This is a genomic window from Micromonospora sp. NBC_01412, assembly GCF_045040215.1.
In the GTDB taxonomy this organism is placed as follows: Bacteria; Actinomycetota; Actinomycetes; order Mycobacteriales; family Micromonosporaceae; genus Micromonospora; species Micromonospora rubida.
Genome location: NZ_CP109528.1, coordinates 2,432,380 through 2,456,652 on the forward strand (window position 1 = coordinate 2,432,380; position 24,273 = coordinate 2,456,652).

The window sequence follows — 24,273 nt, forward strand, 5'->3', positions numbered from 1 at the left end:
GAGCGGCCGCAAACCGCCCCGTAACGCCCCGGATGCTCACATCGGCGTGAGCTGATCCAGCCGGCGCAGGATGACCCCCTCGCGCAGCGCCCACGGGCAGATGTCCAGCGACCGCACATCGAGCCGGCGCATCACCGCCTCGGCCACCACCGCCCCGGCCAGCAACTGGTGCGCCCGCCCGACGCTCACCCCCTCCAGCTCGGACAGGTGGCGCGGCGGGATGTGCCGGACGAAGCCGAGCACCTGCCGCAGGCCGTCCCGGGTCAGGCTGCGCCGGGCCCGCAGCCCGGCACCGGACGGGGCCGCCCCGGCCAGCCGGGCCAGCATGCGGAACGTCTTCGAGGTGGCCACGGGGCGTTCCCAGCCGGTCTCGGCCATCTTCTCCGCCACCGGGTCGAGCAGCCCGTCGACGTACTCCCGGAGTTCCTCCACGGCCTCGGCGGACGGCGGGGCCGCGCTGTCGGGGTCGACCCGGAGCCGGTCGCGGGTCAGCCGGCCCGCGCCGAGCGGGAGGGACACCGCGACGTCCGGGTACTCGTCGATGCCGGCGGCGATCTCCAGCGAGCCGCCGCCGATGTCCAGCGCCAGCAGCCGCCCGGCCGACCAGCCGAACCACCGCCGCACCGCGAGGAACGTCATCCGCGCCTCGTCCGCGCCGGAGAGCACCTCCAGCCGTACGCCGGTCTCGTCGCGCACCCGGGCCAGCACCTCCTGCGCGTTGGTGGCCTCGCGCACGGCGGAGGTGGCGAACGCGATCAGGTCGACGGCGCCCAGCCCGGCCGCCGCCGTGCGGGCCACCCCGACCGCCTTGACCAGCCCGTCGGCGCCCTCCTCGGTCAGCGCGCCGTCCGGCCCGATCTGCTCGGCCAGCCGGAGCACCACCTTCTCCGAGTGCGCCGGCCACGGGTGTGCGCCGTGGTGGGCGTCGACCACCAGCAGGTGCACGGTGTTGGAACCGACGTCGAGGACACCCAGTCGCATGCTGAAGACAGTAGGGCCTGACCGGATCGTCGGCTCGCCGGTGGGACCGGGAGACCGGGCGTACGCTGGGCCGGGTGACGAGCCAGATCGAGATCCGGGTCCTGGTCGACGACCCCGACGACCCGCGCAGCCGGGAGGTCGGGTTGGACTTCCCCCGGGAGTGGATCGAGTTCGTCGACCCGGCCGACGCCACGCACGTGGTCCGCGCCGACCTGACCTGGCTGCTGTCCCGCTGGACGTGTGTGTTCGGCAAGGGCTGTCACGGCATCGTCGCCGGCCGGGCCGCCGACGGCTGCTGCTCGCACGGCGCGTTCTTCACCGACTCGGACGACGAGAAGCGGGTCCGCGCGGCGGTCAAGCGGCTCACCCCGGTGACCTGGCAGCACTTCCGGCGCGGATTCAAGAACTGGACCTCCGACGACACCATCGACGGCAAGAACCCGGCCCGGCGCACCGCCACCCGCGACGTCGAAGCCCCGTGCGTGTTCCTCAACGACGCCGACTTCCCGGCCGGCGGCGGCTGCGCGCTGCACGCCCAGGCGCTGCGCGACGGGGTGCACCCGCTGGAGTACAAGCCGGACGTCTGCTGGCAGCTCCCCGTCCGCCGGGACCAGGAGTGGCACAAGCGCCCGGACAACACCAAGGTGCTGATCTCCACCCTGACCGAGTTCGACCGCCGGGGCTGGGGCGCGGGCGGGCACGACCTGGACTGGTGGTGCACCTCGTCGGCGGACGCGCACGTCGGCACCGAGTCGATGTATGTCTCGTACGGCCCGGAGCTGACCGCGCTGATCGGCGCGCCCGCGTACGCGAAGCTCGCCGAGCTGTGCACGGCCCGGCTGCGCCAGGGCCAGGTCGCCCCGCACCCGGCCAGCGGCTGAGGCCCCGCGGCGGTCAGCCGGCCGGGCCGCCACCCCGCACGCCGGGGCCCTGCGGTGCGGGGCCCGGCCCGGTCACGGCTCGAACTTGTAGCCCAGGCCGCGGACGGTGACGATGAACCGCGGCGCGGACGGCTCCGGCTCGATCTTCGAGCGCAGCCGCTTCACGTGGACGTCCAGGGTCTTGGTGTCGCCGACGTAGTCGGCCCCCCAGACCCGGTCGATGAGCTGCCCCCGGGTCAGCACCCGGCCGGCGTTGCGCAGCAGCAGCTCCAGCAGCTCGAACTCCTTGAGCGGGAGCTGAACGCTGCCCCCGTCCACGGTGACCACGTGCCGCTCGATGTCCATCCGCACCGGGCCGGCGGCCAGGGTCGGCGTGCCCGAATCGGTCGCCTCCTGGCTCTGCCGGCGCAGCACCGCCCGGATACGGGCGACCAGCTCCCGGGGCGAGTACGGCTTCGTGACGTAGTCGTCGGCCCCGATCTCCAGGCCGACCACCTTGTCGATCTCGCTGTCCCGCGCGGTGACCATGATGATCGGCACGTGCGAGCGCTGGCGGAGCTGCCGGCACACCTCGGTGCCGGACATCTCGGGCAGCATCAGGTCGAGCAGCACGATGTCGGCGCCGGTCCGGTCGAACTCGGTGAGGGCAGCCGGGCCGGTGGCCGCGACCGAGACCTCGAAGCCTTCCTTGCGGAGCATGTACGACAGGGCGTCGGAGAACGACTCCTCGTCCTCGACCACCAGAACGCGGCTCAACGGGTTTGTCCTTTCATCGCGGTCATGCCTGCCGGAGCTCGGCCGGGCCGGCCTCGATCCCACCGGACGGCGTTGTCGGCAGGATGTCGTCCGGTGGACGGGCGGGCAGCCGGAGGGTGAACGTCGACCCACCCCCTAGAGTGCTCGACACCTCGACCCGGCCGCCATGGTTACTGACGATGTGTTTGACGATGGCCAGGCCCAGCCCGGTGCCGCCGGTGGCCCGGGACCGGGCCTGGTCGGCGCGGTAGAACCGTTCGAAGACCCGCTCGACGTCGGTCGGCGCGATCCCGATCCCCTGGTCGGCGACGGAGATCGCGACGTGTCGGCCGTCGGCCCGGGCGGTGACCCGGACCGTGGTGTCCTCGCCCGAGTAGTTGATGGCGTTCTCGACCAGGTTGGCCACTGCGGTGGCGATCTGGGAGTCGCTGCCGTACACGATCAACCCGCGCTCACCCTCGGTGGCCACCTCGACGCGGCGGGCGGCGGCGCTGGTGCGGGTGCGGTCGAGCACCTCGGCGACCACCCAGTCCACCGCGACCGGCTCGGGCGCGGGCTGCGGCTCGGCCCCCTGGAGCCGGGTCAGCTCCAGCAGTTCCTGCACCAGCCGGCCCAGCCGGGTCGACTCGTGCTGGATGCGCTCGGCGAACCGGCGGGCGGCGACCAGGTCCTCGGGGAGGTCGAGGGCCACCGAGCCGGCCGGCTCGGTGGCGTCCAGCAGCGCCTCGGCGAGCAGTTGCAGGGCCCCGATCGGGGTCTTCAGCTCGTGGCTGACGTTGGCCACGAAGTCCCGGCGGACCCGGGCCAGCCGGTGTGACTCGGTGACGTCGGCCGCCTCGACCGCCACGTGCCCGCCGCCGATCGCCATCGCCCGCAGGTGCACGCCGAGCGGGCCCGGGCCGGCGTTGTCGCGGCCGCGCGGCAGGTCCAGCTCGATCTCACGCCGCGCGCCCGTGCGGCGCACCTGCCCGGCCAGCGTACGGATCAGCGGGTGGGCGGCGATCGTGCCGGGGGTGGCCCCGGTGCGCAGCAGCCCCATCGCCCGGGCCGCCGGGTTGACCAGGACCGGCACGTCGTCGGTGTCGAGCACCACGACGCCGGCGCGCAGCGAGTCCACCGTCCGGCGGCCGAGGCTGGAGAGGCCGGCCTGCTGCTCGTCGCCCATCCCGGGCCTCCCCCTGGTCCGGAGCAGGCGGCCGAACCCGCTGCTCCCGGCGGCCGGGCCGCGGCGGCGCCACGCCCCCACGAGCCGGGGCAGCAGCGCCCCGATGGCCAGCCCGGCCACCAGCGCCACGACCACCGCCGTCGTCACCGCCCATTCCACCCGGCGATCGTAGGGTCATTGTTCACCGGGGGATCGCCACAAACGGGATGAAAGGCTCTCGCGTCCGGCAATGTTCACTCCTCGGTCCCGTGCCGTTCACCGGCGTTCACCTCCAGGCATCTCCCCCGACCTACGGTGGTCGCGCACCTGCTCAACCCCTGCGCCGACGCCCGGCCGACCGGGCCGGCGACCACCGAACACAGGACGTGATGATGCGCGACGAGTTCCGGGCCGACCTCCAGATCGTCAGCCAGTTGCTGGTGGACATGGCGGAGGCCATCCGCGCCGCCATGCGCCAGGCCACCCGCGCCCTGCTCGCCGCCGACCGTCAGGCGGCCGAGACCGTGATCGAGCGGGACGCCGAGATCGACGACCTCTACCGGCACGTCGAGGAGCGGGTCTGCAACCTGCTCGCCCGGCAGGCGCCCGTCGCCTCCGACCTGCGGGCCATGATCACCGCCCTGCACGTCGCCGCCGACCTGGAGCGGATGGGCGACCTGGCCGACCACGTGGCGAAGACCGCGCTGCGCCGGCACCCGTCCCCGGCGGTCCCGGCGGAGCTGCGGACGGTCTTCACCGACATGGCGTCGATCGCCGACCGGATGGCCGAGAAGATCGGCAAGGTGCTGGCCAAGCCCGACGCCGACCTCGCCGCCGAGCTGGACCGCGACGACGACACGATGGACGACCTGCACAAGAGCCTGTTCGCGGTGCTGCTCGGCGACGACTGGCCGTACGGGGTGGAGACGGCGATCGACGCCACCCTGCTGGGCCGCTTCTACGAGCGGTTCGCCGACCACGCGGTCAACGCCGGCGAGCACGTCGTCTACCTGATCACCGGGGAGCCCGCCGCGTCGGCCGAGTGAGCCGGGTGGGCCGAGTCGGCCCAGCGAGCCGGGTGAGCCGGGTCGGCCGGGTGAGCCGGGTCGGAAGGGGCCCCGTGCCGCGCGCGAGGCGTCGGCAGGGGCCCTTCCAGCGTCGTCAGCGGCCCTGGTTGGCTACCGCGGCGGCGGCGGCCTTGGCGGCGCTGGGGTCGAGGTACGTCCCGCCCAGGGTGAGCGGGCGCAGCTGCGGGTCCAGGTCGTAGCGCAGCGGGATGCCGGTCGGGATGTTCAGCTTGGCGATCGCGGAGTCACTGATCTGGTCGAGGTGCTTGACCAGGGCGCGCAGCGAGTTGCCGTGCGCGGCCACCAGCACCGTCCGGCCGGCCAGGATGTCCGGCACGATCGAGTCGTACCAGTACGGCAGCATCCGCTCGACGACGTCCTTGAGGCACTCGGTGCGCGGCATCAGCTCGGTCGGCAGCAGCGCGTACCGGGGGTCGCCGACCTGCGACCACTCGTCGTCGTCGGCGATCGGCGGCGGCGGGGTGTCGTACGACCGGCGCCAGAGCATGAACTGCTCCTCGCCGTACTCGTCCAGGGTCTGCTTCTTGTCCTTGCCCTGCAACGCGCCGTAGTGCCGCTCGTTGAGCCGCCACGACCGGCGCACCGCGATCCAGTGCCGGTCGGCGGCGTTCAGCGCCAGCTCGGCGGTGCGGATCGCCCGGCGCATCACGCTGGTGTGCACCACGTCCGGCAGCAGGCCGTGCTCGCGCATCAGCTCGCCGCCGCGCCGCGCCTCGACCTCACCCTTGGCGGTCAGGTCGACGTCGACCCAGCCGGTGAAGAGGTTCTTCGCGTTCCAGTCGCTCTCGCCGTGCCGCAGCAGGACCAGCGTCCCGATGGTGGGCCCTTCGCTCGCAGTCATGCCGATCATCCTGCCGTACGCCTCCGGCGGACACGCGGGGACCGGCGGTGACGACCACCACGTGGAAAAGCTGATGACCGGCGATCATGGCCGGGGCTAGGTTGTAAGGCGCTTAAGATATATCGGTCATTACCGAGACGGGGGCGCGGGCGTGCGGACGATGCGGGGTTGGTTCCGGGACACCACCGGTGGGCTGCCGAGAACCTTCTGGTACCTGTGGACCGGCACGCTGGTCAACCGGCTCGGCTCGTTCGTCCTGATCTTCCTGGCCATCTACCTCACCCAGGAGCGCGGCTTCGACGAGCTCGCGGCCGGCCTGGTGCTCAGCCTCTGGGGCGTCGGCGGCGCGGTCGGCACCACGCTGGGCGGGATGCTCGCCGACCGGTGGGGCCGGCGACCGACGCTGCTCACCTCCCACCTCGGCGCGGCGAGCATGATGCTCGCCCTCGGCTTCGCCCGGGAACTCTGGGCGGTCGCCATCGGCGCGTTGCTGCTCGGCCTGTTCGCCGAGGCGGCCCGGCCGGCGTTCGGCGCCATGATGATCGACGTCGTCCCGGAGCGGGACCGGCTGCGCGCGTTCTCGCTCAACTACTGGGCGATCAACCTCGGCTTCGCCAGCGCCGCGATCCTCGCCGGGCTCGCCGCCGAGGCCAGCTACCTGCTGCTGTTCGTGATCGACGCGGTCACCACCCTGACCACCGCCGTGATCATCTTCGTCAAGGTGCGGGAGACCCGGGTCCCGGCCGTCGCGGTCGCGCTCGCCGCCGGGGCGGCCCGCCCCCGGGGCGCGCTGCGCACCATCCTCACCGACCGGGTGTACCTGGGCTTCGTCGCGCTCAACCTGCTCGGCGCGCTGGTCTTCCTCCAGCACATCTCGATGCTGCCGATCGCCATGGGCGACGACGGCCTGAGCCCGTCCACCTACGGCACCGTGATCGCGCTCAACGGGGTGCTGATCGTGGCCGGGCAGCTCTTCGTCCCCCGGCTGATCCGGGGGCGCAGCCGCTCGCACGTGCTCGCCCTGGCCTCCGTGGTGATGGGGGTCGGCTTCGGGCTCACCGCGTTCGCGGACATCGCCTGGTTCTACGCGCTGACCGTGCTGGTCTGGACCGTCGGCGAGATGCTCAACTCGCCGTCCAACTCCACCCTGATCGCCGAACTCTCCCCCGCCGACCTGCGCGGCCGGTACCAGGGGGTGTTCTCGCTGTCCTGGCAGCTCGCCGGGGCCACCGCCCCGCTGCTCGGCGGCCTGGTCCGGCAGCAGGCCGGCAACGGCGCGCTCTGGCTGGGCTGCGCGGCGATCGGCGTGGTGATGGCGGTCGCCCACCTGGTCTCCGGCCCGGCCCGGGAGCGGCGGGCCGTCGCGCTGCGCCCGCCGGCCGCGCCGGCCGAGCCGGTCACCGTCGTCCGGCCCCCGGCGCCACAGGCGGCCGAGGCCGCGGCCACCGTGCCCACCGAGCCGGTCGGTTCCGCCACCGACGGGTACGCCCCGGAGCCCGACCGGGACCGCCGGGCCGCCCCGACCCGGTGACCAGGGACACGCTGGCGCACTCCGCCCCGACTTTCCTACCGTCGACGCCGGAAGTGTCAACAAGCTTTACCGGGAGGTCGGGTGCATCCCCTGCGGCGCTGGTGGCATGACTCCGCGGGCGGTCTCCCCGCCACGTTCTGGTACCTCTGGGCGGGTCTGCTGATCAACCGGGCCGGCGCGTTCGCCATGCTCTTCCTGCCGCTGTACCTGGCCGAGGCGCGCGGGGCGAGCACCGCGCTGGCCGGCGCGGTGGTCGGGGCCTACGGGGCCGGCGGCGCGGTCGGCGTACTGCTCGGCGGGGTGCTGGCCGACCGGTGGGGGCGGCGGGCCACCCTGCTCGCCGCGCACCTGGCCACCGCCGGGCTGATGGTCGGGCTGGCCTTCAGCCGGCACCTGGCCGCCATCGCCGCGCTCGCCGCCCTGGTCGGGGTGGTGCACTCCATGCCCAGCCCGGCCTTCGTCGCCGCGATCGTCGACGTGGTGCCGGAGCACCGCCGCTCCCGCGCGTTCAACCTCCAGTTCTGGGCGTTCAACCTGGGCATGGCCGTGGCCTCGCTGCTGGCCGGCCTGCTCGCCGAGGCGAGCTTCCTGGCGCTGTTCCTGGTCGACGCGGCGGCCACCCTGACCGCCGCCGTCGTGATCGGGTGGAAGGTCCCCGAGACCCTCAGTCGCACCCGGTCAGCGCAGTCCCCGGACGGCCACCGGACCGCCCGGACGGGAGGCGCCCGGAGGCCGCGCCGGCCCGGGCTGCACACCGCGCTCACCGACCGGACGTTCCTGGTCTTCGTCGGGCTCACCTTCGTGCTGGCCGTGCTCACCATGCAGACCTCGACGATCATGCCGCTGGCGATGCGCGCGGACGGGCTGGGGCCGTCGGCGTACGGGACGGTGGTGGCGCTCGGCGGCACCCTGATCGTGCTCGGACAGCTCTTCGTGCCCCGGCTGGTCGACCGGCACCGAAAGGGTGTCGTCCTCGCCGCGTCGACCACGCTGCTCGCCCTCGGCTTCGGCGCCCTGGCCTTCGCCGGGACGCTGCCGGCGTACCTGGCCGCCGCGGTGGTCTGGACGGTCGGCTCGATGCTCGCCGCCCCGCCGAACGCACAGATCAACGCCGACCTCGCCCCGCCCGAGCTGCGCGCCCGATACCAGTCGGTGTTCTATCTGGCCTTCCCGGCGGCGTCGTTCGTCGCGCCGGCCCTGGGCGGGCTCAGCCTCCAGTACCTCGGCGACCGGCACTGGCTGATCGTCGGCGCGCTGGGCCTGCTGGCCGCCGGGGGCCACCTCCTGGCCGGCCCACCTAGGGAACGCCGCGTGGCCACCCTGCGACAACCCGAACACCCGCTCCCGAACCGAACACCAACCCCTGCCTCGCCCCGGTGATCAAGAGGTTTACGTCAGGATCCGACGCCCCGCAGACGTAAACCTCTTGATCACCGGGGCGAGGGGGCGGGCCGGGCGGGCGGGCCTCTGGAACGCGCAAAGCGTCCACCTCGACCTTGGGTCGTGGTGGACGCTCGCAACGTGCCCGGCGGCGGCGGGCGACACTCACCCCCGTAAGCGTCGCCCGCTCGCGCCGCCGGATCCCCCGGATGGCACCGTCCCCCAACGGTGTGACCCATCCGTTCCCCTGCGCCTCGCCCGTGCACGGATCTGATCGATCCGCCGCTCCCCCGAACGTTTCCGAGCGTGGCGCGGTGCAATAAAGCTAGTTCGCCCAGATTGCGGATTCAACCCAGATCGGGTGTCTCACCGGTCACAGCACCGTCGTCCGGAACCGGGACCCGCACTCTCGGCCTCGCTTGAGCCAACAGCGTCTACCCGCTGGGCATTCCCGCAAACCCTCAGGCGTCCGCCCGATCGGGCGACTCCGTGCGGAAGAAGTTGCTCTGCCGGCCGTCGCGCAACTGCTCCTGGTAGATGAGGTTCAGCCTGCGTACGTCGAACGTGTTGAACCACTCGTCCCAGGTGATCTCGCGCATCCGGCTGCTCTCCCGGTAGCCCGGCATGTTGAACGTCAGCACCCCCGCCCGACCCTCCCGCTCGGTCCCGGCGATCGTGGCCGGCCGCGCGCCGCGCTCCCGCGCCCAGCGCCGGATCACGTCGTGGTCGGTGGTGACCAGGCTGCGCCCCGGGCGCTCCGGCCGGTCCTGGAGCGACGTGATGGGCTGCGAGGACCGCACCGATCGGGACGTCGAACCCCCGGTCCGGACGGCCGATCGCTGCCGGTTCGCGGCACCCTGGCGAGCCGGAGCCGGAGCCGGCGCCTGCCGAGTGCCGGCCGCCGTGGTCGTCCCGCGGGCCGGGGCCACCTTCCGGGCCGGGGCGGAAGCCGCCTTGGCCCTTACCGGAGCTGCCTTGCGGGCCGGGGCCGCCTTCGCCCGCGACCCCGTGGCCTTCGCCCGGGCCGGGGCCGCCTTGGCCCGCGGTCCCGTGGCCTTCGCCCGGGCCGGAGCAGCCCTCGACCCCGTGGCCTTCGCCCGCGCCGGAGCAGCCCTCGACCCCGTGGCCTTCGCCCGTGCCGGGGCTGCCTTCCGGGCCGGGGCTGCTTTCGCCCGGGCCGGGGCCGCCTTGCGGGCACCCCCGGTCGCCTTGCGCGCGCCGGCCGCGGCTTTCGTGCCGCGGGCCCGGCCCGCCGGCCCGGTGCTGCCCCGCGCCGCGCCGCCGGAGCGGACCTCGGCGCGCAGCGTCCGGGTCAGGGTCTTCACCAGTTCCGGTTTGCGCAGGGCGGAGATCCCGGAGACGCCGCGGCGACGCAACTGGCCACGGATGTCGTCTACCCGCATCCGGGAGATCTCCGACTCGGAGATCCCCGGAGTGTTCGGGGTCTGGTTGCCCGCCTGCTGCTTCGTCCTGGTCGCAGTCCCGCCGCGACCTGAGCTGTTTCGCTGAGCCATGGGATGCTCACGCTCCTCGACAGTCCGTCCTCGGCGCGCGGTCGGTCCCAGTGCCGCACCGCGCGGTGCGGCATACCCCTCAGGACGGCTCCGAACCCCCCGCCGGCACCCGCGCCGCCGACGACGGCTCGAAGAGATGCGCGAACGCGGCCAGGTTGGCGGTCGACTCGCCGCGCTTGACCCGCCACTCCCACTCCCGCCGGATGGCGGCGCCGAAGCCGATCTCCAGCATCGTGTCGAAGGACTCGTCGGCGTACGTCAGCACCGCGCCGAGCAGCCGGTCCAGCTCGGCCTCGTCGAGCCCTCCGAGGTTGACCCGGCCGGTCAGGTAGACGTCGCCGGCCGCGTCGATGGAGAAGGACACCCCGTACATCCGGGCGTTGCGCTGCAGCAGCCACGCCCACAGCTCCTCGCGCCGCTCGTCCGGCTGGCGCATCACGAACGCCTCGATCCGCAGCGCGTGCTCGCCGACGATGAGGTTGCAGACCGTCTTGAGCTTGTGGGTGCCGGGCAGGGTGACCGCGTACGACGCCTCGCCGGTGGACTCGGCGACCAGCTCCCGCTCCGCGCACACCGACTCGATCAGGGCGGCGACTTCGCTCTTCGCGCTGCTCATCCGCCCCACTCTACGGCCGCCCCGCCCCGCCCACCGGACGGTCGCCGCCGGCGAAGGGTGGCACCGGGGGCCGCGTGGACCGGCTGCCCTGCCCCCCGTCTCACCACGAGCAGCTCAGGGCGGGGTCGCCGGCGAGTTGGGCGGCCAGCCGGCCGCGCTGCTCGGCGATCGTCTCGCCGTACACGTTGAGCAGGTGGGAGACCGTCCGGTCCCAGGAGAAGTTGCGGGCGTGCCGCTCGGCGCCCAGGCCAAGGGTGGCCCGGCGCACCCGGTCGGGCAACAGGCGGGCCAGCTCACGGGCCCAGTCGACCGGGTCGTGGCCGTCGATCAGCACCCCGCTGACCTGGTCCCGGACGGCGGTGACCAGGCCGCCCACGGCGGCGGCCAGCACCGGCGTGCCGCACGCCTGGGCCTCCAGGGCGACCAGCCCGAACGACTCGTTGTACGACGGCACCGCGACCAGGTCGGCGGCCCGGTACACGGCCGGCAGGTCGTCGCCCGTGCACGGCGGCAGGAAGCGCAGCCGGTCGGCGATCCCGAGCGAGCCGGCCAGCTCGATCAGGGCGGTCGGCCGGTCCAACCCGCTGCCGCTGGGGCCGCCGACGATCACCACGGTCAACTCGTCGGCGAGCAGCGGATCGCGCTCACGCAGCGCGGCGGCGGCCCGGATCAGCACGTCGGGGGCCTTCAGCGGCTGGATCCGACCGACGAAGGCCACCACGTACCCCTCGGCGGGCAGCCCCAGCCGGCGGCGGGCGGCGAGCATCGCGGCGTGCCGGTCCCCGGCGGCCGGGCGGAACCGCTCCAGGTCGACGCCGGGCTCGACCACGGCGACCCGGGCCGGGTCGGCGGCATACCGGTGGAGCAGGTCGCGGGCCTCGACCTCGGTGTTGGCGACCAGCCGGTCGGCCTCGGCGACCACCTGGTCCTCGCCGATCACCCGGGCCTTCGGCTCCGGCCGGTCGCCAGCCGCGAGCTGCGCGTTCTTCACCTTGGCCAGGGTGTGCGCGGTGTGCACCAGCGGCACCCCCCAGCGCTCCTTGGCCAGCCAGCCGACCTGCCCGGAGAGCCAGTAGTGGGAGTGGATGAGGTCGTAGTGGCCCGGCGGGCGGGCTGCCTCGGCCCGCAGCACCCCGGCCGTGAACGCGCAGAGCTGGCCGGGCAGCTCCTCCTTGGTCAGCCCTTCGAGGGGGCCGGCGGTGACGTGCCGCACGTGCACGCCGGGTGCCATCTCCACCACCGGCGGCAGGTCCCCGGAGGTGGCCCGGGTGAAGATCTCCACCTCGACGCCGGCCTCGGCCAACCGCCGGGCGACCTCCAGGATGTACACGTTCATCCCGCCCGCGTCGCCCGTCCCGGGCTGGTGCAGGGGTGAGGTGTGCACCGACAGGGTGGCGATGCGCCGTGGCCGTGGCCACGGCCGGGCACCTCGCTGACGACCGACACCGGTGTGCAATTCCGCCACGTCCGCTCCCTCTGTCACGGTTGATGCCGTCCCGCACGACCGGCGCTTCTCGGTCAACCCGCGCGCCGGGTGTCATCTTCCCCATCGGACATCGGAAATGCGTCGCGTCTGCCCCCGGGCGTGACGGACCTCATCGGCACCGCGCGCCCACCCGGCGGCACAGGGCCCGCCCGAGCGGGCGAGAATGGCCGGATGACCTCTGTCGCAATCGTCACCGGGGCGTCCAGCGGGATCGGCGCGGCCACCGCCCGCCGGCTGGCCACCGAGGGATTCCACGTGCTCGCCGCCGCCCGCCGCACCGACCGGCTGGCCGAACTGGTCGCCGGGATCGAGGCTTCCGGCGGGGCGGCCACCGCAGTGGAGTGCGACGTCACCTCGCAGGAGTCGGTCGCCGGCCTGGCCGAGGCCGCCGCGGCGGCCCCCGGCCCGGTCACCCTGCTGGTCAACAATGCCGGGGGCGCACGCGGGCTGGACCCGGTGGAGTCCGGCTCGGTGGACGACTGGCAGTGGATGTACGACGTGAACGTGCTCGGCACCCTGCGGGTCACCCAGGCGCTGCTGCCGGCGCTGGAGGCGTCCGGCGCCGGCACCATCGTGGTCGTCTCCTCCACCGCCGGTTTCGTCGTGTACGAGGGCGGGGGCGGCTACTCCGCCGCGAAGCACGCGCAGACGGCGATCGCCGGCACGCTGCGGCTGGAGCTGTGCGGCCGGCCGGTCCGGATCATCGAGATCGATCCGGGGATGGTGCGGACCGACGAGTTCGGGCTGGTCCGCTTCGGCGGCGACGCCGGGCGGGCGGAGGCGGCCTACGCCGGGGTGGCCGAGCCGCTGGTCGCCGAGGACGTCGCCGACTGCATCGCCTGGTGCGCGACCCGCCCGCAGCACGTGAACATCGACCGGCTGGTGGTCCGCCCGCTGGCCCAGGCCGCCCAGCACAAGGTGCATCGGGCGAACCAGTGAGGCACCCGGAGTGATCCGGTCCCGCGGACGGGGGCGGCGCTGATGCGACCCCAGGGCGTGGTCACCCGGGGCACGACGAACCCCAACCGGCTGCGCCGGGTGGACAACTGGATCGTCGAGACCTGCGGCGACCGGCTCCGGGCGGCGCCGGACCCGCTGGTGGTCGACCTCGGCTACGGCGCCACGCCGGTCACCGCCGTGGAGCTGCGCGCCCGGCTGGCCGCCGGGGTCCGCGCCGACGTGCGGGTGGTCGGGCTGGAGATCGATCCGGTACGCGTCGCCGCCGCCCGGCCCGCCGCCGACCCGCCGGGGCTCACCTTCGCCCGGGGTGGGTTCGAGCTGGCCGGGCTGCGGCCCGTCCTGGTCCGGGCGTTCAACGTGCTCCGCCAGTACGACGAGGGCGAGGTCGCCGACGCCTGGCGGACGGTCACCGACCGGCTGGCCCCGGGCGGGGCGCTGGTCGAGGGCACCTGCGACGAGCTGGGCCGGCTCGGCGGCTGGGTGCTGGTCGACGCCGCCGGCCCGCGCACGCTCACCCTGGCCGCCAAGCTCACCACGCTGGGCAGCCCCGCCGAGCTGGCTGAGCGGCTGCCGAAGGCGCTGATCCACCGCAACGTGCCGGGCGAACCCATCCACGCCCTGCTCCGCGACCTGGACGACGCCTGGCGGGCCGCCGCCCCGTACGCCCCCTTCGGCCCCCGCCAGCGCTGGCTGCGCACGGTCGCGGCGACCCGCGCCTCGGGCTGGCCGATCGAGTACCGGCCCCGCCGCTGGCGCCTCGGCGAGCTGACCGTTCCCTGGCCCGCCGTCGCCCCCGTCTGACGGTGGGTCAGAGGGCGCAGTTGATGAGGACCGGCTCGGGGTGGAGGCTCACCGCGAAGCGGGCGTGGACGCCGTCGCGGATGTCGCGGGCCAGGGCGATCAGGGCCGCCGTGCTGGCGGTGCCGGCTCGGTTGGTGAGGGCGAGGGTGTGCTTGCCGGAGATGGCCACCCCCTCCGGGCCGGGGTGGCCCTTGGCGAACCCGGCCCGGTCGATCAGCCAGGCCGCGCTGACCTTGACCGTGTCGCCGGCCCCGGGCCAGTGCGGCGGCTCGCCGAGGTCGGCGGCGCGCTCGCGGAGCAGCTCGTAGCCCTCCCGGTCCAGCACCGGGTTGGTGAAGAACGAGCCGACCGACCAGGTGTCCGGGTCGCCGGCGTCGAGCACCATGCCCTTGCCGGCCCGCAGCCGCAGCACGATCGCCCGCGCGTCGGCCAGGGGCACCCGGTCGCCGACCTCGACGCCGAGCGCCCGGGCCAGTTCGGCGTAGCGGACCGGGCCGGACAGCGGGGACCGGGCGAGCCGGAAGTCGACCGAGAGCACCACCCAGCGCTCGCTGTACTTGAAGATGCTCGACCGGTACGCGAAGCCGCAGTCGGCCGCCTCGACCCGGCCCACGGTGCCGTCGGCGCGGTCGTACACCTGGACGCCGGTGATCGTCTCGGCGACCTCCTGGCCGTACGCGCCGACGTTCTGGATCGGGGTGGCGCCGGCGGAGCCCGGGATGCCGGACAGGCACTCCAGCCCGGACCAGCCGCTGGCCACGGTCGCGGCGACCAGGTCGTCCCACGGCTCGCCGGCCTCCACCCGTACGGTGACGGTGTCGGCGTCCTCGGCGACCACCCGCAGCCCCCGGGAGCGCACCAGCACGACGGTGCCGGGGAAGCCGGCGTCGCCGATCACCACGTTGCTGCCCCCGGCGAGGATCAGCACCTGGTCGTCCCGTAGGCGCGCCTCCTGCACCTTTTGTACGATCTCCTCGGCGCTGGCAGCGATCTCGACCCGTTCCGCCGCGCCACCGAGGCGCAGGGTGGTGTATTTCGCCAACGACGTCGGGTCGGCGGCGTGGGTTTCGGTGGCCGGCTGGGCACTAACGTCTGACACGCCTTTCACCCTAGGCTGAGGGGACGCCGCGGCACCCACTGGTGGCCCGGTCGCCCGGGAGGATCCTGATGAGCAGACTGCACGGCACGAAGGACTTCTGGATCGGCGCGCTCCGGGCGGAGGGCCCCGCGTTCGCCGCCGCCGTCGCGGAAGCGCCTCCCGAGACACCCGTGCTCTCCTGCCCTGGCTGGACGATCAACGAACTGGCCCTGCACCTCGGCGACGTCTACCGCTGGGTGCACATCGTCGTCACCTCCGGCGGCACCGCCCGCCCGGATCGCCCCGAGCCGGGCGAGTTGCCCGCCGGGATGAACCCGTTCCAGTTCTGGCAGCACGGGTACGACCGGCTGATGGTGGCCTTCGACGGGCTGGACCCGGAGGCGCCGGCGTGGAACTGGGCGCCGCAGCCGAAGAAGGCGGGCTTCTGGCCCCGCCGGATGGCCCTCGAGACCGCGGTGCACCGGTGGGACGCGCAGCTCGCCATCGCCTCCGGCGAGCCGATCGAGGCCAAGCTCGCGGCCGACGGGGTGAGCGAGGTGCTGGACACCTGGCTGCCCGCCGGCAGGCGGACCGCGACCGGCCAGTGGCACGGGGTCGTGCACCTCTCCGCGCCCGACGCCGGCCAGGACTGGTACCTGCGGCTGCGCGGCGAGGGCGTGGCGCTGCTGGACACCGACACCATCCTCGACCACGACGAGCACCACGCCCGGGCCGAGGTCACCGGGACCGCCAGCGACCTGCTGCTGGCCCTGATGGGCCGGGTCAGCTTCGAAACCCTCGGCGTGGCCGGGGACCGGGCGCTGCTCGACGGCCTCCGCACCGGCTGAGGCCGTAGCGCCCAGCCGGACCGTTGCCCACCAGGGCCGTAGCGCCCAGCCGGACCGCGTCGACACGACAGGGGCCCCCGACCCGGAGGGCCCCTGTTCGCGCTGCGCCGCCGCCGGCCCTGAGAGCGCTTTCTTGACATCCGGTGAGGGAGACGCGAGGCTCTTGTGAGAGCGCTCTCTCGTATCGGTCGGGCCCCCTGGAACGACTCCCTCTGGCCGTACGCTGTCCCCGGAAGACCCAAAGAGCCCGACCGGGCGCTGTCGGCGGGATCATGGAAGGTGCGGTCAAGGCGTGAGTGAACTCCGATTCCCCGAGAACTTCGTCTGGGGTGCGGCCACCGCGGCGTACCAGATCGAGGGCGCGGCCCGCGACGACGGCCGGGGCCCGTCCATCTGGGACACCTTCAGCCGTACGCCGGGCAAGGTCTTCGCCGGCCACACCGGCGACATCGCCTGCGACCATTACCACCGGTACGCCGACGACGTGGCCCTCATGGCGGAGCTGGGGCTGAAGGCGTACCGGTTCTCGGTCGCCTGGCCGCGGATCCAGCCCGACGGCACCGGCCCGGTGAACCCGCGCGGCCTGGACTTCTACGACCGGCTGACCGACGCGCTGCTGGACCGGGGCATCGACCCGATCATCACGCTCTACCACTGGGACCTGCCGCAGTCCCTGGAGGACCGGGGCGGCTGGGCCAACCGGGAGACCGCCGAGCACTTCGCCACGTACGCGGCGGCGGTGCACGGCCGGCTCGGCGACCGGGTCCGCACCTGGACCACGCTCAACGAGCCGTGGTGCTCGGCCTACCTCGGGTACGGCAACGGGGTGCACGCCCCCGGCGTGCGGGACGCGGGCGTGGCCTTCGCCGCCGTGCACCACCTGCTGCTCGGGCACGGCCTGGCGGCCCGGGCGCTGCGCGCGGCCGGCGCGGAGGTCGTCGGGATCACGCTGAACGCGGCGGACGTGCAGCCGGCGGACCCGAACAGCGCGGCGGACGCCGCTGCGGTCCGGCTGGTCGACGGGTTGCAGAACCGGATCTTCCTGGACCCGCTGACCGGCGCCGGTTACCCGGCCGACGTGCTGGAGCACGTCTCCCGGATGGTGGAGCCGACCTTCATCCGGGACGGGGACGAGAAGCTGATCGCCGCCCCCATCGACCTGCTCGGAGTCAACTACTACGCCCCGACGTACGTGGCCGGCCGGCCGGACGGCGCCGGCGACGGGGCGTACCCGGGGACCGAGCGGGCGGTGGAGTTCCTGCCGGCGACCGGGCCGCTGACCGAGATGGGCTGGATGATCGAGCCGGCCGGGCTCACCCGCCTGCTGGAGCGGCTCGCCGCCGACTACCCGGGCCTGCCGCTGATGATCACGGAGAACGGCGGGGCGTTCCCGGACCGGGGCGGCGAGGCGGGGCCGGGCGAAGCCGGGCGGGTGGCCGACGCCGACCGGATCGCCTACCTGGACGGGCACCTTCGGGCGGCACACGAAGCCATTGGCCGGGGAGTGGACCTCCGCGGCTATCTCGTATGGTCGTTGTTGGACAACTTCGAGTGGGCCGAGGGCTACCGCAAGCGGTTCGGGATCGTCCACGTCGACTACCTGACCCAGCGGCGCACACCGAAGGCCAGCGCCGGGTGGTACCAGGGGGTGATCTCCCGGAACGGGCTGTGACGAGGTGGTGAGCACGGGGATGACGACGGTCCAGCGGCCGACCCTGGAGGCGGTGGCCCGGCGGGCCGGCGTGTCCCGGGCGACCGTCTCGCGGGTGGTGAACGGTTCCACGACCGTCGCCGAGCCGATCCGGGAGGCGGTCCGCCTGGCGGTGGCCGAGCTGGGGTACGTGCCGAACCTGGCCGCCCGCAGCCTGGTCACCCAGCGGACCGACTCGGTCGCCCTGGTCCTGCCCGAGGAGGCGACCCGGGTGTTCTCCGACGACCAGGTGTTCCCGAGCATCATCCGGGGGGTCGCCCAGGAGCTGGAGGCCGCCGACAAGCAGCTCGTGCTGATGCTGGCCGGCTCGCCGGCCGGGCACGCCCGGGTGGAGCGGTACACCACCGGGCGGCACGTCGACGGGGTCGTCTTCGCCTCGCTGCACGGCGCCGACCCGCTGCCGGCGAAGCTGGCCCGGCTCGGCATCCCGGTGGTGTGCAGCGGCCGGCTGGTCGGCGACGTCGGGGTGCCGTACGTCGACGTCGACCACGTCGGCGGGGTGACCCGGGCGGTGCGGCACCTGCTCGACTCGGGGCGGCGGCGGATCGCCACCATCGCCGGGCCGCAGGACATGTTCGCCGGGGTGGAGCGGCTCACCGGGTACCGGGAGGCGGTCGCCGCGGCCGGGCTGCCCGAGCGGGTGGCGTTCGGCGACTTCACCCGCGAGTCGGGGGCGGCGGCCATGCGCCAACTCCTGGACGCCCACCCCGACCTGGACGCGGTCTTCGCCGCGTCGGACCTGATGGCGCACGCCGCCATGCGGACGCTCCGCGAGGCGGGACGGCGGGTGCCCGACGACGTCGCGATGATCGGCTTCGATGACATCGAGACCGCCGCGTACACCGACCCGCCGCTGACCACGGTGCGGCAGCCGATACTGGAGCTGGGCCGGGAGGCGGCCCGCCAACTGCTGCGGATGGCGGCCGGCGAGGACGTCGCGCCGGCTCTCGTCCTCCCCACCGAGCTGGTCGTTCGCGCCTCCGCGTGACTGCGGTGCTCGGTAATGCCGTGGCGGCGGGGCCGGCGGGCGCACTAGCGTCGCGCGGATGAGCGATGCCGTGGCGCTGGTGCGCGTACCCGAGCTGTCCGACGTCGCCGAGTACGCGTACGCGGCCACCGTCGACCCGCCGGCCCGGCTGGTGTTCACCGCCGGGGCCTGCCCGCTCGACGCCGAGGGCCGTACGGTCGCGCCGGGCGACCCGGCGGCGCAGGCCCGGCAGGTGATGGCCAACCTGGAGGTCGCGCTCGCCGCCGCCGGGGCCCGCCTCGCCGACGTCGTCAAGACCACCGTGTACGTCGCGTCGCCCCGGCAGGCCGACCTGGTGGCCGCGTGGGAGGTGGTCCGGGACGCGTTCGGCGACCACGATCCGCCGAGCACCCTGCTCGGGGTGGCCGTGCTCGGCTACACCGACCAGCTCGTCGAGGTGGAGGCCGTCGCCGCAGTCCGGGGAGAGACCCGATGACGATCCGCGTCGCCCGACCGGGCGACGCTCCTCAGGGCGATCCCGGGGGCGACGGCCGACTGGCCGCGCAGACGCGGGCGAGCACAAAGCGGTCGGCGTCCCCGGCGATCGTCGCCGTCCCGCCCACCAGCGTCCATCCGGCCGGCAGGCGGAGCCACGCCAGACTGGCGCCATGGTCGTCGACGATCGCGCCGCCCTCGGCCGGGACGGCGGGAACGACCCGCTCCTGGTCTCCGGTGGCGAACGCGGGCGTCACCGCGATGAACCGGGCCGCGACCGCACCGGCCGGCAGCCCGAACACCCAGACGTCCTCGTCGGGGTAGGGGCCGCCGCCCAGCCCCGGCGTGCAGGCCGACTCCCGGGTGGCCGCGACGGTGGACCCGTCGGCGGGGTCCAGCCCGATCGTGGTCCGGGGGCCGGGCGGGAGTGGCACGGGGCGCTCGCCACCGGCGGGTACCGCCTCCCGCGACCTGGCCCGGGCCAGGTCGGCCGCGCCGAGCACCAGCAGGCAGGCCGTGGTCACCCAGACGGCGGACCTGAGCCGGGCACCTTCCACGCGACGCACTCCTGACGGCTTTGCACCTTTTGCACCTATCAAGGTAGGGGCCTCAGGCCGCCCGCGTCCGGTTTTATGATATTTGTCCGAGATGCCCGGCCGGTCAGGAGGAGGCGAGCCGCCGGGCCACCGCATACGTCTCGGCCCCGAAGAGGACCAGGCGGGCCTCGCTGACGTGCGCGGGGACCGCCGCGCGGAGCACGGCGAGAGCCCGGCGTACGGCGTCCTCCACCGGCCAGCCGTAGACGCCGGCCGAGATCAACGGGAACGCCACCGTGGCCGCGCCCAACCCGTCGGCCACGGCAAGGCTGTTGGCGTAGCAGTCCCGCAGCAGCGCCGACCGGTCCTCGGTGGCCGAGAAGACCGGCCCGACCGTGTGCACGACCCAGCGGGCCGGCAGCTCACCGGCGGTGGTGGCGACCGCCTGGCCGGTCGGCAGGCCCCGGCCGTACCGCGACGCGCGCAGCGCCCGACACTCGGCCAGGATGGCCGGGCCGCCACGCCGATGGATCGCACCGTCCACGCCCCCGCCGCCGAGCAACGACGAGTTGGCCGCGTTGACGATCACGTCGACCCGCTGCGCGGTGATGTCCCCCTCGACCAGAACGATCTCCACGTCAGCCCTCCTCGACGGACTGGCCGAGGGAGCGGCGGGTGAGCAGGGCCGCGCCGGCCACCGCCGCCGGCATCACCAGCACCGCGCCGAGCGGGATCAGGAAGCAGACGAAGACGGCCACCCCGAAGCCGAGGGTGGTGGGCCGGTCGACCTTCAGCCGGGCCCGGCGGTCCGGCAGCCGCATGCCGCGCCGGGAGAACGGCGCCCCGGTCAGCTCCAGGGCGAGGAGCCAGCCGCCCACCGCCGCCCCGATCACCGGCACGACCGTCTGGCCGACCACCGGGATGAACCCGGCCGCGAAGAGCGGGATGCCGACCAGCGCGGAGATCGCGACCAACCGCAGCGAGTCCGCGACGCTGCGGCGCAGCGACACCCAGAACGGCACCTCCACCGCACCGGGGGTGCCGCCGTACCGCTCCTCCACCCGCTCGGAGATCTTCTCGTAGAACGGGTCGCCGATGACGAGGGTGACGGCGGTGAAGGCGAGCACCCCGAGCAGCCCACCGACCCCGAGGAAGGCCAGCCCGGCGACCACCCGGACCAGGCCGCGGGCGGTGGTGGACCAGTCGTCGGCGAACGGCGTGACCAGCGCGGCCAGGTCGTCCACGAAGTACACCAGGGTGGCGAACGCTCCCACGAACAGCGCCCCGGAGAGCAGCGCCGGGACGATGCCGAGCAGCATCAGGCGGGGGCTGCGGAGGCAGAGGCCGAGGCCACGCAGGAGCAGCCCGGCCCCGGAGAAGAATCGACCGACGGCGCCGGTCACCGGCGCGGTGATGTTGCGGGGTACGTTCACGACCGCTGAGCCTAACGGCGACCGGCGCATCCGGCTCGTCGTCCCGTCCCGACACAATGGGTGGGTGCGGGCCTCTCGGTTGATCTCGTTGGTGCTGTTGCTCCAGTCCCGGGAGACGATGACGGCCGCCGAGCTGGCCCGGGAGCTGGAGGTCTCCGAGCGGACCGTCTACCGGGACGTGCTGGCGCTCTCCGCCGCCGGGGTGCCGGTCTACGCCGACCGGGGGCGGGCCGGCGGGTACCGGCTGCTCGGCGGGTACCGGACCCGGCTGACCGGGCTCACCCGCGACGAGGCGGAGGCGCTCTTCCTGGCCGGGCTGCCCGGCCCGGCCGGGGACCTGGGGCTGGCCGACGCGGTCGCCTCCGCCGAGCTGAAGGTGCTGGCCGCGCTACCGCCCGCGCTGCGTGACGCGCCGGCCCGCGTCGGGCAGCGGTTCCACCTCGACGTGCCGGGCTGGTTCCGGGACTCGACGCCGCCGCCGTGGCTGGCCGAGCTGGCCCGGGCGGTGTGGCGGGACCGGGTCGTCGAGCTGCGCTACCGGCGCGGCGAGCGGGAGGTCGTCCGGCGGGTGGAGCCGTATGGGCTGGTGCTCAAGAGCGGGGTCTGGTATTTGGTCGCCCGGGTCGGCGACGCCACCCGGACGTACCGGGTGGACCGGGTGGTCGACGTGCTGACGGCCGAGGAGACGTTCGACCGGGACGAGGGCTTCGACCTGGGCGGCCACTGGCAGGATCAGGCCGAGGCATTCCTGCGGAGCATGCAGCGGGCCGAGGTCGGCGTCCGGCTCAGCCCCGCCGGCCTGCGCGCGCTCCGCCGGGCCCCGGAGGCCCCCTTCGGGTACGCCGAGGCGACCCGCGCCGCCGGCGAGCCCGACGGACAGGGCTGGGTGGTCACCCGGCTGCCCGTCGAGTCCGTCGAGGTGGCGTACGAGTTGCTGCTGCGGCTCGGGCCGGAGGTGGAGGTGCTCGACCCGCCCGAGCTGCGGGAGCGGGTGGCCGACGCCGCCGCCCGGCTCGCCGCGCTGTACGGCGGGCCGGGCGGCGGGACACAGTGACCGGGCCGTCATGCGGTCGGCCCTGACCTCGATAGCTGACAGCCGAAGTCCGGTTTCGCGAACGGGTGTCCTGCGTCATGCTCGACGGCATGCACCTGCTGCTCTCCGGCATCGTCGGCTCGGTCGCGTACGGGCTGGCCGGGCCCGGGTCCGACGTCGACCGGATCGGGGTGTACGCCGCGCCGACGGTCGCCTTCCACGGGCTGCGCCCGCCCCGCGAGTCGATGGTCACCACCGGCCCGGACGTCACCCTGCACGAGGCCGGCAAGTACGCCCGGCTGGCGCTGAGCGGCAACCCGACCGCCACCGAGCTGATGTGGCTGCCCGACGACTGCTACGAGACCCGCACGGAGCTGGGCGACCGGCTGGTCGCCATCCGCTCGGCGTTCCTGAGCGCGCCCCGGGTCCGCGACGCCTACCTGGGGTACGCCACCCAGCAGTTCCGCAAGCTGGCCTCGCGAGGCGACGGGACGTTCTCGGCCGACACCCGGCGGCGGACGGCCAAGCACGCCCGGCACCTGGCCCGGCTGCTGCACCAGGGCCGGCTGCTGCACGCCAGCGGCGTCCTGGAGATCCGGCTGGCCGACCCGGAGCGGTTCCGGGCGTTCGGCGAGCGGGTGGCCGGCGGCGAGCTGGACGAGGCGCGGGCCCTGCTCGCCGAGGCGGAACGGGACTTCGACACGGTGCGTACCCCGCTGCCGGACCGGCCCGACGAGGCCACGGTCGAGCGGTGGCTGCTCGACGTGCGGGCCGCCCACCTGCCGCCGGAGCTGTCCGGTCGCTGACCGCCGCTGACCGGTCGCCCCAACGCGAACCTGCCTGGCCCTCACCGGCCGGGGCGAACCCGCCGGGACCTCACCGGCCGACGCGGAGGCCCTGCCGGGTGGCACCCGTGACAGGCGCCGTCACCCATTGAGGAACGTGGAGATCCGTTCCCGCAGGTCGGCGCGTTCCGACCAGAGCACGCCCGGGCGGTCGTACACGTGCAGGGTGGCCCGGGGCAGGGCGGCGGCGAGCTGCTCGGCGACCTCGACCGGATGCAGTTCGTCGCCCATGCAGGCGAGCACCAGGGCCGGGGCGTCCACCGCCGCCAGCTCCGCCCGGTCGTCGAGCGGAGCCTGGTCGGGCAGCCCGGCCAGGCCCGCCGCGAGGCCGTCGCGCAGGAGCTGGTCCAACCGCTGCCGCAGGTACGCCCACCCGGCCGGCGTGTTGCGCACGGCGGGCGGCAGCTCCACCGCGACGACGTCGGCGACGGCCGAGGCGTCGCCGCTCCCGACCGCGTCGACCAGGTCGGCGATCCGGTCCCGGGCGACCTGGCCCCGCGGCCGGTCGAGCGCGGCCGGGAGGAAGAAGACCAGCCGCTCGAAGCGCTCCGGGCTCTCGGCCAGCAGCCGGCAGAGCGCGCCCGCGCCGAGGCTGGCCCCGAACGCCCGGGTGGCCCCGCCGAGGTCGGCGACGGCTCGCAGGTCACGGGCGAGATCCAGGTAGCTCCACGGGCCGGGCGGCGCGTCGGAGCGGCCGTGCCCCCGGAACTGGAAGAAGACCTTGCGGCCGGTGACCCCGCTGCCGAACGGGCGGGTGGTGGCGATGCCGTTGCCCAGCCCGTGCGCGAACACGGTGGCCGGGACGCCGACGCCGGTGACGAGTTGTTCGAGCCGGACCCCGTGCGGGGTGGTGACCAGCTCGGTCTCCGGCTCGGGCAGGGCGGGCCGGCCGGTACGCGGGGCGCCGGGGCCCGGACCCCAGGTCCGTGGCCCGCCGTCCGGCGGCGGTGGCCAGCGGAACCCTCTCACCAGGACGACCCCCGGCCGTCGTGCAGGTCGCGCAGCCCGGTCCGGACGTCGAGCAGGTAGATCAGGGCGGCGGCGATGCCGATCAGGCCGAAGATGTTGAGCACGTTGTTGGTCAGCAGGGTGAGCACCAGGCAGACCGCGAGAATGGCGATCCACCCGCCCTTGGGCAGGGTGCCGATTGCGGCGAAGCCCTCGCCTCGCTGGGTGATCGCGTGCACCAGTGCCACCCCCTCGATGACGAGGGCGAACACCAGCAGCAGCATGGTGATCCAGTACTGGACGTCGAAGGCGAAGATCGGCGCGGCGTTGGCCATGCCGGCAAGCTTATGCCGACGACCCCGGATCCGTCCGTCAGGACGCATCCGGGGTCGTGCCGCAC

At 74.4% G+C, this 24,273-nt stretch carries 25 protein-coding genes; 12 read left to right on the forward strand and 13 right to left on the reverse strand.

The features are described 5' to 3' along the window. Window positions 1–36 precede the first annotated feature (36 nt). Window positions 37–981 carry a Ppx/GppA phosphatase family protein gene (locus OG617_RS11035; protein WP_405100987.1) on the reverse strand — a complete coding sequence of 315 codons (945 nt, stop codon included), beginning with the start codon at window positions 979–981 and terminating at the stop codon, window positions 37–39. 74 nt (window positions 982–1,055) lie between these two features. Between OG617_RS11035 and OG617_RS11040 the strand changes: the two genes are divergently transcribed. Beyond that, window positions 1,056–1,862, forward strand: a complete 807-nt coding sequence (locus OG617_RS11040; protein WP_405100989.1) for a hypothetical protein — start codon at window positions 1,056–1,058, stop codon at window positions 1,860–1,862. A gap of 72 nt (window positions 1,863–1,934) precedes the next feature. On the opposite strand, the gene OG617_RS11045 is transcribed toward OG617_RS11040, so the two are convergent. Beyond that, window positions 1,935–2,618: a response regulator gene (locus OG617_RS11045; protein WP_396677394.1), complete on the reverse strand. Its 684-nt coding sequence runs from the start codon at window positions 2,616–2,618 to the stop codon at window positions 1,935–1,937. Window positions 2,619–2,640: 22 nt separating this feature from the next. Beyond that, on the reverse strand, window positions 2,641–3,942 hold the full coding sequence (locus OG617_RS11050; protein ID WP_405100991.1) for an ATP-binding protein: 1,302 nt from the start codon (window positions 3,940–3,942) through the stop codon (window positions 2,641–2,643). A gap of 212 nt (window positions 3,943–4,154) precedes the next feature. Here OG617_RS11050 and phoU point away from each other — a divergent pair, with 212 nt between their 5' ends. Further along, a complete protein-coding gene (gene phoU / locus OG617_RS11055) occupies window positions 4,155–4,808 on the forward strand; it encodes a phosphate signaling complex protein PhoU (protein WP_405100993.1) in 654 nt (217 codons plus the stop codon). 115 nt (window positions 4,809–4,923) lie between these two features. On the opposite strand, the gene OG617_RS11060 is transcribed toward phoU, so the two are convergent. Next, a complete protein-coding gene (locus OG617_RS11060) occupies window positions 4,924–5,691 on the reverse strand; it encodes a phosphoglyceromutase (protein ID WP_405100995.1) in 768 nt (255 codons plus the stop codon). 151 nt (window positions 5,692–5,842) lie between these two features. Here OG617_RS11060 and OG617_RS11065 point away from each other — a divergent pair, with 151 nt between their 5' ends. Together OG617_RS11065 and OG617_RS11070 are read left to right on the forward strand one after the other, a co-directional pair. Further along, a complete protein-coding gene (locus OG617_RS11065; protein ID WP_405100997.1) occupies window positions 5,843–7,222 on the forward strand; it encodes an MDR family MFS transporter in 1,380 nt (459 codons plus the stop codon). A gap of 81 nt (window positions 7,223–7,303) precedes the next feature. Continuing rightward, entirely contained in the window at window positions 7,304–8,602 is a 1,299-nt protein-coding gene (locus tag OG617_RS11070; RefSeq protein ID WP_405100999.1) for an MFS transporter, read from the forward strand. A 461-nt stretch (window positions 8,603–9,063) separates the two neighbouring features. Here the strand turns inward: OG617_RS11070 and OG617_RS11075 are convergent, their stop codons facing one another. The 3 genes from OG617_RS11075 to mshA all read right to left on the reverse strand — a co-directional run bounded on the left by OG617_RS11075 (window position 9,064) and on the right by mshA (window position 12,197). Continuing rightward, on the reverse strand, window positions 9,064–10,005 hold the full coding sequence (locus OG617_RS11075; protein ID WP_405103621.1) for a hypothetical protein: 942 nt from the start codon (window positions 10,003–10,005) through the stop codon (window positions 9,064–9,066). Window positions 10,006–10,195: 190 nt separating this feature from the next. Then, window positions 10,196–10,732, reverse strand: coding sequence for a YbjN domain-containing protein (locus OG617_RS11080; protein ID WP_405101001.1), 537 nt, complete (start codon window positions 10,730–10,732; stop codon window positions 10,196–10,198). 100 nt (window positions 10,733–10,832) lie between these two features. Further along, complete coding sequence (mshA, locus tag OG617_RS11085; protein ID WP_405101003.1) at window positions 10,833–12,197, reverse strand: D-inositol-3-phosphate glycosyltransferase; 1,365 nt, start codon at window positions 12,195–12,197, stop codon at window positions 10,833–10,835. 192 nt (window positions 12,198–12,389) lie between these two features. On the opposite strand from mshA, the gene OG617_RS11090 reads away from it, so the two are divergent. Then, window positions 12,390–13,157, forward strand: coding sequence for an SDR family oxidoreductase (locus OG617_RS11090; protein ID WP_405101005.1), 768 nt, complete (start codon window positions 12,390–12,392; stop codon window positions 13,155–13,157). A gap of 42 nt (window positions 13,158–13,199) precedes the next feature. Then, window positions 13,200–13,979 carry a class I SAM-dependent methyltransferase gene (locus tag OG617_RS11095; protein ID WP_405101007.1) on the forward strand — a complete coding sequence of 260 codons (780 nt, stop codon included), beginning with the start codon at window positions 13,200–13,202 and terminating at the stop codon, window positions 13,977–13,979. 7 nt (window positions 13,980–13,986) lie between these two features. Here OG617_RS11095 and OG617_RS11100 read toward each other — a convergent pair whose 3' ends face one another. After that, the gene (locus OG617_RS11100) at window positions 13,987–15,078 is read right to left on the reverse strand and encodes a UDP-N-acetylmuramate dehydrogenase (protein WP_405101009.1); all 1,092 of its coding nucleotides are present in this window, start codon (window positions 15,076–15,078) and stop codon (window positions 13,987–13,989) included. Window positions 15,079–15,146: 68 nt separating this feature from the next. On the opposite strand from OG617_RS11100, the gene OG617_RS11105 reads away from it, so the two are divergent. From OG617_RS11105 to OG617_RS11120, 4 genes are all read left to right on the forward strand, one after another. Then, a complete protein-coding gene (locus tag OG617_RS11105; RefSeq protein ID WP_405101011.1) occupies window positions 15,147–15,905 on the forward strand; it encodes a maleylpyruvate isomerase family mycothiol-dependent enzyme in 759 nt (252 codons plus the stop codon). Window positions 15,906–16,197: 292 nt separating this feature from the next. Continuing rightward, window positions 16,198–17,577: a GH1 family beta-glucosidase gene (locus OG617_RS11110; protein WP_405101013.1), complete on the forward strand. Its 1,380-nt coding sequence runs from the start codon at window positions 16,198–16,200 to the stop codon at window positions 17,575–17,577. A gap of 19 nt (window positions 17,578–17,596) precedes the next feature. Next, window positions 17,597–18,604 (forward strand): LacI family DNA-binding transcriptional regulator, encoded by a 1,008-nt coding sequence (locus OG617_RS11115; RefSeq protein WP_405101015.1) that lies wholly within the window; start codon window positions 17,597–17,599, stop codon window positions 18,602–18,604. Window positions 18,605–18,662: 58 nt separating this feature from the next. Further along, entirely contained in the window at window positions 18,663–19,079 is a 417-nt protein-coding gene (locus OG617_RS11120; protein WP_405101017.1) for a RidA family protein, read from the forward strand. Window positions 19,080–19,110: 31 nt separating this feature from the next. Here OG617_RS11120 and OG617_RS11125 read toward each other — a convergent pair whose 3' ends face one another. The 3 genes from OG617_RS11125 to OG617_RS11135 form a co-directional block, all read right to left on the reverse strand. Further along, on the reverse strand, window positions 19,111–19,635 hold the full coding sequence (locus OG617_RS11125; RefSeq protein WP_405101019.1) for a hypothetical protein: 525 nt from the start codon (window positions 19,633–19,635) through the stop codon (window positions 19,111–19,113). A gap of 103 nt (window positions 19,636–19,738) precedes the next feature. Next, window positions 19,739–20,251: an O-acetyl-ADP-ribose deacetylase gene (locus OG617_RS11130; RefSeq protein ID WP_405101021.1), complete on the reverse strand. Its 513-nt coding sequence runs from the start codon at window positions 20,249–20,251 to the stop codon at window positions 19,739–19,741. A 1-nt stretch (window position 20,252) separates the two neighbouring features. Then, on the reverse strand, window positions 20,253–21,077 hold the full coding sequence (locus OG617_RS11135) for an EI24 domain-containing protein (RefSeq protein WP_405101023.1): 825 nt from the start codon (window positions 21,075–21,077) through the stop codon (window positions 20,253–20,255). A gap of 34 nt (window positions 21,078–21,111) precedes the next feature. Here OG617_RS11135 and OG617_RS11140 point away from each other — a divergent pair, with 34 nt between their 5' ends. Then, the gene (locus OG617_RS11140; protein ID WP_405101025.1) at window positions 21,112–22,101 is read left to right on the forward strand and encodes a helix-turn-helix transcriptional regulator; all 990 of its coding nucleotides are present in this window, start codon (window positions 21,112–21,114) and stop codon (window positions 22,099–22,101) included. Between the two features lie 89 nt (window positions 22,102–22,190). After that, window positions 22,191–22,886, forward strand: a complete 696-nt coding sequence (locus OG617_RS11145) for a DNA polymerase beta superfamily protein (protein ID WP_405103623.1) — start codon at window positions 22,191–22,193, stop codon at window positions 22,884–22,886. A gap of 120 nt (window positions 22,887–23,006) precedes the next feature. Here the strand turns inward: OG617_RS11145 and OG617_RS11150 are convergent, their stop codons facing one another. Both OG617_RS11150 and OG617_RS11155 read right to left on the reverse strand, forming a co-directional pair. Next, the gene (locus OG617_RS11150) at window positions 23,007–23,894 is read right to left on the reverse strand and encodes an alpha/beta fold hydrolase (RefSeq protein ID WP_405101027.1); all 888 of its coding nucleotides are present in this window, start codon (window positions 23,892–23,894) and stop codon (window positions 23,007–23,009) included. Then, window positions 23,891–24,208: a DUF2516 family protein gene (locus tag OG617_RS11155; RefSeq protein WP_405101029.1), complete on the reverse strand. Its 318-nt coding sequence runs from the start codon at window positions 24,206–24,208 to the stop codon at window positions 23,891–23,893. The genes OG617_RS11150 and OG617_RS11155 overlap by 4 nt, the downstream gene beginning before the upstream one ends. Window positions 24,209–24,273: the final 65 nt, after the last annotated feature.